Origin of the sequence: Kitasatospora sp. NPDC057518 (assembly GCF_042802075.1) — a bacterium.
In the GTDB taxonomy this organism is placed as follows: Bacteria; Actinomycetota; Actinomycetes; order Streptomycetales; family Streptomycetaceae; genus Kitasatospora.
In genome coordinates, this window is sequence record NZ_JBHVEU010000324.1 from 1 (window position 1) to 9967 (window position 9967).

Genomic DNA, 9967 nt, shown 5'->3' on the forward strand with positions numbered 1-9967 from the left:
ACAGGTGCGCACCCGGCCCCTGTCCCCCGTGCCCCCCGGTCCCCCGTGGGTCCCCCCGTTCCCCCGTGTCCCCCGTGGTCCGGGCCCGGCGCCCCCCGGCGCCGGGTCAGTCCGTCGCGATGGCCGCGAGGACGTTCATGCGTCCGGCCCGGAAGGCCGGGACGAGTGCGGCGAACAGGCCGATCAGCACCGAGGCGACCAGCGTGACCGCCACCGTGACGGTCGGGACGGAGAGCGTCCCGAGGCCCTGGTCCCGCAGCACCCGCTGGGCGGTGACGCCCCAGCCGAGGCCCAGTCCGGTGCCGAGGACGGCGCCGAACACCGCGATCACCACGGACTCCAGCCGGATCATCCGGCGCAGCTGGCGGCGGGAGAGCCCGATCGCCCGCAGCAGGCCGATCTCGCGGGTCCGCTCGACCACCGACAGCGCCAGGGTGTTGACCACGCCGAGCACCGCGACCGTGATCGAGAGGGCGACCAGCCCGTAGATCAGGTAGAGCAGGGTGTTGATCTGGGACTGGGCGAGCTCCTTGTAGCCGGCCCGGTCCTTGATGGTGAGCTGCGGGTACTCCTTCAGCCCGTCCTCCAGCGCGGTCAGCGTCCGGTCGACGTCGGCGCCCTGGGAGGCCTTGGCGAAGAAGGTCCACACCGGCGGCTGCTCGGCGGCCGGGACGACCTTCTCCATGGTGTCCATGGCCACGAAGGAACCGTCGCCGAACAGCTCGCCCTTGCCGAAGACCGCGCCGACCGGCACCGTCTGGGTGCGGCCCTGGCCGTAGTCGACGGTGACCTGGTCGCCGACCTTCAGGCCGTGGTCCTTGGCGAAGGCGGCGCCGATGCCCAGCGAGCCGCGCTGGAGCGAGTCCACCGCACCGGAGTCGACGGTCGGCCGGAAGTCGGTGCCGAAGAAGGACGGCGGCACGGCGGTCAGCGGGGTCTTGGCCTTCTGCCCGTCCGGCAGCTGGACCTTGGCGGCGAAGAACCGCTGGGTGGTGACGTGGTCGATGCCCGGGGTCTTCCGGACCGCGTCCGTCATCTCGGGGGTGATCGCGGTACGGCCGCCGGAGACGATGTAGTCCGCGCCCACCGACTTGTCGATCTGCGCGCTGGTCGAGGTGACGGCCGAGGAGCTGAACACCGCGGAGGCGATCACCAGCGCCAGGCCGATCATCAGCGCGGCGGCGGTGGCGCCGGTGCGGCGCGGGTTGCGCATCGCGTTGCGCTGGGCGAGCCTGCCGGACGGGCCGAACAGCGCCGGCAGCAGCGCGCCGAGCACCCGGACGACGGCCGAGGCCAGCAGCGGGCCGAGCACCACGAAGCCGATCAGGGTGAGCACCACGCCGAGGCCCAGGTACCGGCCGCCGGTGGCCGCCTTCTCCGCCCCCGCGCCGAGCACCAGCACCGCGCCGCCGCCCGCCGTCAGCAGCAGGCCGAGGCCGGTGCGGACGAGGTTGGCCCGGGCCTCCGCCGGGGTGCCGTGGTCGCGCAGCGCGGCCATCGGCGAGATCCGGCTCGCCCGGCGGGCCGGGAACCAGGCCGCGACCAGGGTGACCACGATGCCCAGCGCGTACCCGGCGACGAACACGTCCGGCCCGATCTGCAGGTCGGCCGCCTCCAGGTCCATGCCGATCGCCGTCATCAGCTTGATCAGGCCGACCGCCACGCCCAGGCCGGCCGCGACCCCGAGGGTCGAGCCGAGCACGCCCAGGATCAGCGCCTCGACCAGCACCGAGCGGTTGACCTGCCGCCGGCTGCCGCCGATGGCGCGCAGCAGGCCGATCTCCCGGGTGCGCTGGGCGACCAGCATCGAGAAGGTGTTGACGATCAGGAAGGCGCCGACGATCGCCGAGACGAAGGCGAAGCCGAGCATCGCGTACTTCATGAAGCCGAGGCCCTTGCCGACCTGCTCACTGCGGTCGGCCTTCTGCTCGGCCGCCGTCTTCACCTGGTACCCACCGCCGAGCTGGGCCAGCGCGTCGGCCTTGAGCCGGTCGTCGCCGCGGCTGCCGTCGCCGTACGCCTCGACGGTGCTGAAGGCCGGCCCGCCGAGCAGTGCCTGCTGGGCGGTCGGGGTGTCCAGGAAGCCGAGCGCCGCGCCCGGGTTGGTGGTGGTGAAGGTGCCGATGCCGACGATGGTGAAGTCGTGCCGGCCGAGGGGGTTCTCGACCCTGAGCGTGTCGCCGAGGGCGAGCTTGGCCTTCTTCACGGTGTCGGCGTCCAGCAGCAGCTCGGTCGGGCCGCGCGGCGTGTGGCCGGAGGTGACCTTCAGCGGGTTGCCCGGGGTGTCGGTCCAGTTGCCGAGCAGGGTGGGCGCGCCGGTGGTCGGGCCGACCAGCTTGTTGGTGGCCGGGTTGATCATGACGGCGTTCTCGACCAGGACCTGGCCGACGGCGCTCTTCACCCCGGGCAGCGCGGCGACCTGCCGCTCCAGCGCGACCGGGACGGTCGGCGGCTTGACGGCGGCCTGCTGCTCCTCGTCCTCGGCCGGCTTGGGCGGCTGGACCGAGACGTCGGAGGAGGTCGCGGCGAAGAGTTTGTCGAAGGTGCCGGTGGCGGTGTTGGAGAACACCAGGGTGCCGGAGACGAAGGCCACCGACAGCACGACGGCGATGAGCGAGAGCGCCATCCGGCCCTTGTGGGCGAGGAAGCTCCGCAGTGAGGTCTTGAGCAGCATGATGGTGTCGTCCCGCCGCTCAGCTGGTGCGCTTGCCGTCGAAACGGCGCATGCGTTCGAGGACGGAGTCGGCGGTGGGCGCGTACATCTCGTCCACGATCACGCCGTCGGCGAGGAAGAGCACGCGGTCCGCGTAGCCGGCGGCGACCGGGTCGTGGGTGACCATCACGATGGTCTGGCCCAGCTCGTCCACCGAGCGGCGCAGGAAGGTCAGCACCTCGGCGCCGGACCGGGAGTCCAGGTTCCCGGTGGGCTCGTCGCCGAAGATGATCTCGGGGCGGGCGGCCAGCGCCCGGGCCACCGCGACGCGCTGCTGCTGGCCGCCGGAGAGCTGGGCGGGGCGGTGCTTGAGCCGGCCGGACAGGCCGACCGTCTCCACCACCTGGTCCAGCCAGGCCTGGTCGGGCCTGCGCCCGGCGATGTCCATCGGGAGCGTGATGTTCTCCAGCGCGTTCAGCGTGGGGAGCAGGTTGAAGGCCTGGAAGATGAAGCCGATCTTGTCGCGCCGGAGCCTGGTGAGCTGCTTGTCCTTCAGGCCGGTGATCTCGGTGTCGCCGATCCGGATCTGCCCGGAGGTGACCGTGTCGAGGCCCGCCAGGCAGTGCATCAGGGTGGACTTGCCGGAGCCCGACGGCCCCATGATCGCGGTGAACCGGCCGCGCTGGATGTCGACGTCGACCGCGTCGAGCGCGGTCACCCTGGTCTCGCCCGAGCCGTACGCCTTGGTGACCTGACGGGCCGACGCGGCGACGGCGGGCGCCCCGCCGGGAAGCTGGGGGTCGTACACGGCTGCTGCTGCCGTCGTCACTGGGACACTCCTAAGGAAGATGCGCTCACCCGTTGGCCCCCAGCCTCACGGGCCCGCCCGCCGCGCGACATGGCGCGGGCGGTAGTCCTCGACCGGGAGTTGTCTCCACCCTCCCGGTGGACCTGGCCACCGGACCCGGCGCAACCGGGCCGCTTCCTGGCGGGTGGGGATGTGTGAACCACGTTAGGAGTCGGCGGCGGAGCGCTCGTCATCCGCCGGAATGAAGCCTCTCAACCAAGGTTCTACGGGCCACGGAGCGGCTCCCCCTAGGGGTCGCCGCGGCCCGTCTCGGGGACGCCCCGTACGGGCCGGCGGCGACGGTCCGTCAGCTCGTCAGCGCGGGTGCGGCCAGCCGCTCCAGGGCCGTGGCGAAGCCGTCCACGACCGGGGCCAGCAGCGTTTCGGTCTCGCGCTCCACCAGGGTCGTCCCGTCCTCCCGGGCGGTGATGTGGCGGTCGAGCACGAACCAGCCCTGGGTGATGTGGCCGGCGCCCATCGAGCTGAGCACCGGGCGCAGCGCGTAGTCCACCGCGAGGACGTGCGCGGGCGAGCCGCCGGTGGCGAGCGGCAGGACGGCCTTGCCGGCCAGGGCGTACTGCGGGAGCACGTCCAGCAGGGCCTTCAGCAGGCCCGAGTAGGCGGCCTTGTAGACGGGGGTGCCGACGACCACGCCGTCGGCGCGGGCGAACAGCTCGGTGACGGCGACGATCTCGGGGTGGTCGAAGTCGCCCGACAGCAGCGCGTGCGCGGGCAGGCTGCGGGCCTCGAAGGGGACGACGTGGTGGCCGCGCTCCGCCAGCCGCGCGTCGACGTGGCGCAGCAGGCGGGTGGTGCGGGAGGTGGCGGACGGGGAGCCGGAAACGGACAGGACGACGGCCATGGGTTTCACCTCTGGCTGGAAGCGGGGCGGCGCGGTGCGGCGGAGTTCGGCGGCGGGGGAAGGCGCCGCGGTGGGGGCCGGTACCGGGGGCGGTGCGGGAACGGTGCGGGGGGGGGCGTTGCGGGGCACCGGGGCGCTACGTCGGCGGACGTGCGGGGCCTGCGGGGAGTACGGGGACCCGACGGGCGCGTGTCAGCCGCGACAGAGCGAACAGGCCACACCGCGCCGCAGGTCGACGTGCCGCCGACGCGTGAGTGCCCAACGCTGATCCATGCCTGGAATGCAAACACGCTGTGTTCGAGCTGGTCAAGAAACGTTTCAGCCGCTGGAACGGCGGGTGTCCGGATGTTTCGGCGGAACGATTCGGGGCGTGCATCAAAACTGCTACAAGAGGCCTGGTGGGCCCCCCGGGGGGAGTCAGCCCGACCGGGGTCGGGCATCCTCGTCGGCATGAACACGTGGCAGGAGGGCCGCCCGGGGGGCGGCGGGAACCCGTACGGCGGCAGCGGTGGAGGCGGCTCGGCCGAGCCGCCGCTGCCGTCCTCGCTGAACCCGCGCGGGCCGGGGGCGGCCGCGCCACGGCAGCCGCGACAGCCCGGGGGGCAGCCGGGGCAACCGGGGCAGTCCCGGCTGGGCGGCGTCCCGCCGCAGGGGGCCGGTGCACCCGGCGCCCGTCCCGGCGGCCCGGGCGGGCCCGGCGGTCCCGGTGGCCAGGGTGGTCAGGGTGGTCAGGGCCGCCCCGGCGGTCCCGGCGGCCCCGGCGGCACCCGCCCGCCCGGTGCCCAGGCCCGGCGCTGGCCGCGGCGGCGGATCGTGAAGTGGTCCGTCTTCGGCCTGCTGATCGCCGTCATGGTGACCGCCGTCTCCACCTGGTTCTGGGCGGACTCCAAGCTCAACCACGAGAACGTGCTCGCCGACTACCCCGGCCGCCCCGCCGCGGGCAAGGGCACCAACTGGCTGATCGTCGGCTCCGACAGCCGCCAGGGCCTCACCGACTCCGAGCAGGACGACCTGCACACCGGGCACGACACCGAGGGCAAGCGCAGCGACTCGATGATGATCCTGCACGTCGGGGACAACGGGAACACCCTGATGAGCATCCCGCGCGACTCCTGGGTGCCGATCCCCGAGCACCCGGGCAGCAACGGCAAGCCGGTCAAGGGCACCACCGCGAAGATCAACTCGGCCTTCGGCAACGGCGGCGGCCGCCTCCTGGTCCAGACCGTCGAGCAGAACACCGGCATACGGATCGACCACTACGCCGAGATCGGCTTCGGCGGTTTCGTCGGCATCGTCGACTCGATCGGCGGCGTCGAGATGAAGATCGACCAGGACGTCAAGGACAAGGACTCCGGGCTCGACCTCAAGGCCGGCGACCAGACCCTCACCGGCAAGCAGGCCCTGGCCTTCGTCCGCCAGCGCCACCAGATGGCCGACCAGGACCTCGGCCGGATGCGCAACCAGCAGAAGTTCCTCGGCGCCCTCGCCCACCAGGCCGCCTCCCCGGGCAACCTGATGAACCCGTTCACCTTCTACCCGCTGGTCGACTCCGCGCTCGGCACCCTGATCGTCGACGAGGACTGCGGGCTGACCGACCTCGGCTCGCTCTTCCTCGCCATGAAGGACGTCAACGGCGGCAGCGGCAAGTCGCTGACCGTGCCGATCGGCAACCCGGACTACCGGACCAAGACCGGCGAGTCCGCCGTGCTCTGGGACGCCGGCAAGTCCAAGCAGGTCTTCGACGCCTTCAAGAACGACACCGCGGTGCCGGAGTTCAAGTAGTCGGCCACTTCGCGTGACCGCTCCACCACAATGAGTGGATGCCACTCGTCACCGCACTGATCCGCCGCCGTCGCCACCGCCTCCTGGGCCGCCTGGTCCAGGAGGCGCTCGCGTTGTACGGGATGGAGGTGCCCGCCGCCTGCGAGATCGGGCCCGGGCTGATGGTCTTCCACCGCGGCTTCGGCACCGTGCTGCACCCGTACACCACCCTCGGCGCCGGCGTGACGCTCTACAACGGCGTGACCATCGGCCGGGCCGACCCGTGGGTGCCGCAGGAGGAGAGCGCGATGCGGCGGGTGGTGGTCGAGGACGGGGCGGTGCTGTGCGCGGGCGCCAAGGTGGTGTGCAAGGAGGGCGTGCTGACCGTCGGCGCGGGCACCGTCGTCGGGGCCAACGCGGTGCTCACCCGCTCGACCGGCCCCGGCGAGATCTGGGCCGGCGCACCGGCGCGCAAGGTGGGGACGCGGGCGGGCGACTGGGGGCCCGCGGCGGCGCCGGCCCGGCCCGCTCCGAGCCCCGCCTGAACGCGCGGGGGTGCGGGACGTGCCATACGGCCTAGACGTACGGCAGCAGCCCGGTGCCGCACTCCGGGAAGCGGACCAGCCACTCCCCCTCGCCGCCGGCCGCCTCCTCGGTCGCGCCCGAGAAGCCGTAGTGGATCGGCTGCCCGTCGCCGCCCAGCCACCGCGCGTGGGTCAGCTGCACCGACAGCGAGGCCGGGCGGTGCGCGGCGGCGGCCGCCGACACGGGCGGCGCGGGCTGCTCCAGCACCAGCTCGTGCTCGGTCTCGCCCGGCCGGAAGGTCACCACCGTCTCGGTGCCCGGGCGGCGCGGGAAGGCGCCCGTCGGGTCCGTCCAGTACGCGGCGACCATCACCGCGAGGGTGCCCTCCAGGCTGCCGGTGTCCGGCCGCACGTACTCCTCGTCCGCGATCCAGCGGGAGTGGTGGCGGACCTCCTCCGGACCCCACCGCTCGTCCCAGCGCACCCAGTAGCCCGCCACCCGCTTGACGGTCATGCCCTCGCGGGCGACCCGGACGGCGAACCGCGCCGGGCCGACCGGCTCACAGCCGGCCAGGGAGACCACCGTCACCTGTTCGTAGGTCACCTCGCCGTCGTCGGCGCCCTGCTCCATCATCGGTCAACCACCTTGCCGCAGAGTCGAGTTCGGCCGCGGCTGGGGCCGCGTCCGAATCGAGCGTAGGGCTCCGGCGCAGGCAGGCCGCACGATTGCCCGGTTCCGGCCCGGACGGCCGCGCTCCGGGCTACCCTGCCCGCCGCACGGCGGCGCCCGGCGCGAAAGGGGGCGGGAACCGGGCGGCGTCCGGGCGCGGGCGCGGGTACGGGGGCGGACGCGAAACCGCCCCGGAGCGGGAGATCGGAAGATCCGACGTCCCGCTCCGGGGCGGTGCGTGCCAGGTGGCGGCGGTGCTTAGGCGACCACGCCGGACTTGGCGATGGTGATCTTGGCCGAGGTGCGGCCGCTCTGCGAGCCGAGGCCCTCGATCTTCTTGACCAGGTCCATGCCCTCGAGGACCTCGCCGAAGACGACGTGCTTGCCGTCCAGCCAGTCGGTGACGATGGTGGTGATGAAGAACTGCGAGCCGTTGGTGTTGCGGCCGGCGTTGGCCATCGACAGCAGACCCGGGCGGTCGTGCTTGATCTTGAAGTTCTCGTCGGCGAACTTCTCGCCGTAGATGCTCTTGCCGCCGGTGCCGTTGTGGTTGGTGAAGTCACCACCCTGGAGCATGAAGGCCGGGATCACGCGGTGGAAGCCGGAGCCCTCGTAGCCGAAGCCGTTCTGGCCGGTGGCCAGCTCGCGGAAGTTCTGGGCGGTCTTGGGGACGACGTCGTCGTAGAGCTTGAAGACGATCCGGCCGGCCGCCTCGCCGTTGATCTCGATGTCGAAGAAAACGTTGGAAGACATGCAGGGATCATGGCACGATCGCCTGTTCCTCGCGCGTCACCCCCGGTCGGGCCGGGCCGGACACCGCTGTGTTATCCGGTTCCGCCCCCCGCGCCGGGACCGGGAAGCTACCATCGATGTCAGGTTTCCGGGCGGCCCGATCCGCGACGGCGGGCGGGGCCGGTGAACGGCGACGGCGGACGGCGACGGCGACGGCGGCACGGCACGGAACGGGGTGGACGGCATGCGGATCGGCGAACTGGCCCGGCGGACGGGTGTGAGCGAGCGCTCGCTGCGCTACTACGAGCAGCAGGGCCTGCTGGCCGCCCGCCGCACCGAGGGCGGCCACCGGGAGTACCCGGAGGCCGCCGTCGACCGGGTGGTGCACATCCAGGAGCTGTTCGCGGCCGGACTGCACAGCCGGACCATCTACAAGATCCTCCCCTGCATGCGGGACTCCGACGGCAGCCCGAACGAGATCGCCACCCCGCTCCTGGTCGAGGAGCTCACCGCGGAGCGCCAGCGGATCGACCGGACGATCGACGACCTGCTCCGCTCCCGCGAGGTGCTGGACGAGGTGATCGCGACCGCCTCCGGGCAGCCGTCGGCCCCGGCCGCCTGACGTGCGGCCGTCGGCGTTCGGCATCCGGCCTCCGGTTCAGCCCCCGGCCACCGGCTTGCGGGCCAGCAGGTAGGCCTGCGGGGTCCTCTCGTCGCCCTCCGGCTCCCGGACCGTACGGGAGGTGACCGGCAGGCTGGCCTCCCGGGCCAGCTCCTCGACGTGCTCCGGCCGCAGCCGGCGGAAGTCCAGCGACACCGGCTGCCCGAACGGCCGCTCCAGGTGCAGGGGCCGGTCGCCGACCTGGAAGGCGAGCATCAGGTGGCCGCCGGGGGCGAGCACCCGGGCGAACTCGGCGAACACCTCGGGGAGCCGCTCCGCCGGGGTGTGGATGATCGAGTACCAGGCCACCACGCCGGTCAACTCCCCGTCCCGGAAGGGGAGGTCGAACATCGAGCCGACGCTGAACGGCACCTCCGGGTGGGCCTTCCGGGCCAGCTCGACCATCCGCGGCGAGAGGTCGATCCCGTGCACGTCCACGCCGAGTCCGTGCAGGGGCCCGGTCATCCGGCCCGGGCCGCAGCCGACTTCGGCCGTCCTGCCGTCCGGCCGCTCGGCGCGGACCAGGTCGGCGAAGAGCGCCAGCATCGCCCGGTCCATCGGCATGCGGTCCAGCGCGTCCCGGAAGAGATCGGTGTACTCGGTGGCGACGGCGTCGTAGAACGCCCTGGTCTCGGTGAGGAAGCCCGGCTCGGTCATGGCCCCGGACCCTACCCGGCGGCCGCCGGCCCGCGGCAGGCCGTGGCGGTCCTACAACTCCCGTTCGGCGACGGCCTGGTCGCCGCTGAGCTCGCCGGTCGGGCGGAAGCCGAGGCGGGCGTAGAACTCCGCCGGGCCGTCCGGGCCCGGGTGGTAGGTGACGGTGGCGCGGGTGCCGCCGCGGCGGCGGATCTCGGCGCAGACCTGCTCGACGGCGAAGCGGCCGTACCCGCCGCGCTGCTGCCCGGCGTCGACCAGCAGCCGCCACAGGCCGGAGCGGGGGCGGTCGCCGGGGCGGTCGGGGTGGAAGACGATGTCGAAGAAGGCCATCACGAAGCCGACCGGCCGCCCGTCCTCCAGGATCAGCCGGGGCCAGGCCGTCTCCCCGTACGCGTACGCCTCGGCCAGCGACTTCACCACCGGCGCCACCAGGTGCTCCTGGTCGGGGCGGACCCGCAGGGCGAGGGCGGCGTCGACGTTCTCGGGGGTGATCGGGGCCAGGCTGAGCGTGGCGGGCGGTGCGGACGGCGTGGTCGTCGCGGCGGGCGTGGAGGACATGGCGGGCAGCCTACGGAGCGCGGCCGCCCGCCGTCGCACGGC

10 protein-coding genes are annotated in these 9967 nt (G+C 73.2%); 3 read left to right on the forward strand and 7 right to left on the reverse strand.

Annotated elements, in window-relative coordinates:
* Window positions 1-106: 106 nt before the first annotated feature.
* The 3 genes from ACFU7Z_RS27855 to ssuE all read right to left on the reverse strand — a co-directional run bounded on the left by ACFU7Z_RS27855 (window position 107) and on the right by ssuE (window position 4362).
* Complete coding sequence (locus ACFU7Z_RS27855; RefSeq protein WP_375876654.1) at window positions 107-2677, reverse strand: ABC transporter permease; 2571 nt, start codon at window positions 2675-2677, stop codon at window positions 107-109.
* Window positions 2678-2693: 16 nt separating this feature from the next.
* Window positions 2694-3482 carry an ABC transporter ATP-binding protein gene (locus tag ACFU7Z_RS27860; RefSeq protein ID WP_049658694.1) on the reverse strand — a complete coding sequence of 263 codons (789 nt, stop codon included), beginning with the start codon at window positions 3480-3482 and terminating at the stop codon, window positions 2694-2696.
* 325 nt (window positions 3483-3807) lie between these two features.
* Complete coding sequence (gene ssuE / locus ACFU7Z_RS27865; RefSeq protein ID WP_049658692.1) at window positions 3808-4362, reverse strand: NADPH-dependent FMN reductase; 555 nt, start codon at window positions 4360-4362, stop codon at window positions 3808-3810.
* A gap of 450 nt (window positions 4363-4812) precedes the next feature.
* Here ssuE and ACFU7Z_RS27870 point away from each other — a divergent pair, with 450 nt between their 5' ends.
* Together ACFU7Z_RS27870 and ACFU7Z_RS27875 are read left to right on the forward strand one after the other, a co-directional pair.
* A complete protein-coding gene (locus ACFU7Z_RS27870) occupies window positions 4813-6144 on the forward strand; it encodes an LCP family protein (RefSeq protein ID WP_380780387.1) in 1332 nt (443 codons plus the stop codon).
* A gap of 38 nt (window positions 6145-6182) precedes the next feature.
* Window positions 6183-6668, forward strand: coding sequence for a hypothetical protein (locus ACFU7Z_RS27875; protein ID WP_049650010.1), 486 nt, complete (start codon window positions 6183-6185; stop codon window positions 6666-6668).
* Between the two features lie 31 nt (window positions 6669-6699).
* Here the strand turns inward: ACFU7Z_RS27875 and ACFU7Z_RS27880 are convergent, their stop codons facing one another.
* Together ACFU7Z_RS27880 and ACFU7Z_RS27885 are read right to left on the reverse strand one after the other, a co-directional pair.
* A complete protein-coding gene (locus ACFU7Z_RS27880; protein WP_380780389.1) occupies window positions 6700-7281 on the reverse strand; it encodes a hypothetical protein in 582 nt (193 codons plus the stop codon).
* 294 nt (window positions 7282-7575) lie between these two features.
* Window positions 7576-8070: a peptidylprolyl isomerase gene (locus ACFU7Z_RS27885; protein ID WP_049650012.1), complete on the reverse strand. Its 495-nt coding sequence runs from the start codon at window positions 8068-8070 to the stop codon at window positions 7576-7578.
* Window positions 8071-8293: 223 nt separating this feature from the next.
* On the opposite strand from ACFU7Z_RS27885, the gene ACFU7Z_RS27890 reads away from it, so the two are divergent.
* Window positions 8294-8671 (forward strand): MerR family transcriptional regulator, encoded by a 378-nt coding sequence (locus ACFU7Z_RS27890; protein ID WP_049650041.1) that lies wholly within the window; start codon window positions 8294-8296, stop codon window positions 8669-8671.
* Between the two features lie 36 nt (window positions 8672-8707).
* Here the strand turns inward: ACFU7Z_RS27890 and ACFU7Z_RS27895 are convergent, their stop codons facing one another.
* Complete coding sequence (locus ACFU7Z_RS27895; RefSeq protein WP_380780392.1) at window positions 8708-9367, reverse strand: class I SAM-dependent methyltransferase; 660 nt, start codon at window positions 9365-9367, stop codon at window positions 8708-8710.
* A gap of 51 nt (window positions 9368-9418) precedes the next feature.
* Entirely contained in the window at window positions 9419-9925 is a 507-nt protein-coding gene (locus ACFU7Z_RS27900; RefSeq protein WP_380780394.1) for a GNAT family N-acetyltransferase, read from the reverse strand.
* Between the last annotated feature and the right edge of the window lie 42 nt (window positions 9926-9967).

Bases quoted from the DNA above. Each gene is read 5' to 3' on its own strand.
- ssuE (WP_049658692.1), bottom strand. From the start codon at position 4,362: ATGGCCGTCGTCCTGTCCGTTTCCGGCTCCCCGTCCGCCACCTCCCGC.
- ACFU7Z_RS27870 (WP_380780387.1), top strand. From the start codon at position 4,813: ATGAACACGTGGCAGGAGGGCCGCCCGGGGGGCGGCGGGAACCCGTAC.
- ACFU7Z_RS27875 (WP_049650010.1), top strand. From the start codon at position 6,183: ATGCCACTCGTCACCGCACTGATCCGCCGCCGTCGCCACCGCCTCCTG.
- ACFU7Z_RS27880 (WP_380780389.1), bottom strand. From the start codon at position 7,281: ATGATGGAGCAGGGCGCCGACGACGGCGAGGTGACCTACGAACAGGTG.
- ACFU7Z_RS27885 (WP_049650012.1), bottom strand. From the start codon at position 8,070: ATGTCTTCCAACGTTTTCTTCGACATCGAGATCAACGGCGAGGCGGCC.
- ACFU7Z_RS27890 (WP_049650041.1), top strand. From the start codon at position 8,294: ATGCGGATCGGCGAACTGGCCCGGCGGACGGGTGTGAGCGAGCGCTCG.
- ACFU7Z_RS27895 (WP_380780392.1), bottom strand. From the start codon at position 9,367: ATGACCGAGCCGGGCTTCCTCACCGAGACCAGGGCGTTCTACGACGCC.
- ACFU7Z_RS27900 (WP_380780394.1), bottom strand. From the start codon at position 9,925: ATGTCCTCCACGCCCGCCGCGACGACCACGCCGTCCGCACCGCCCGCC.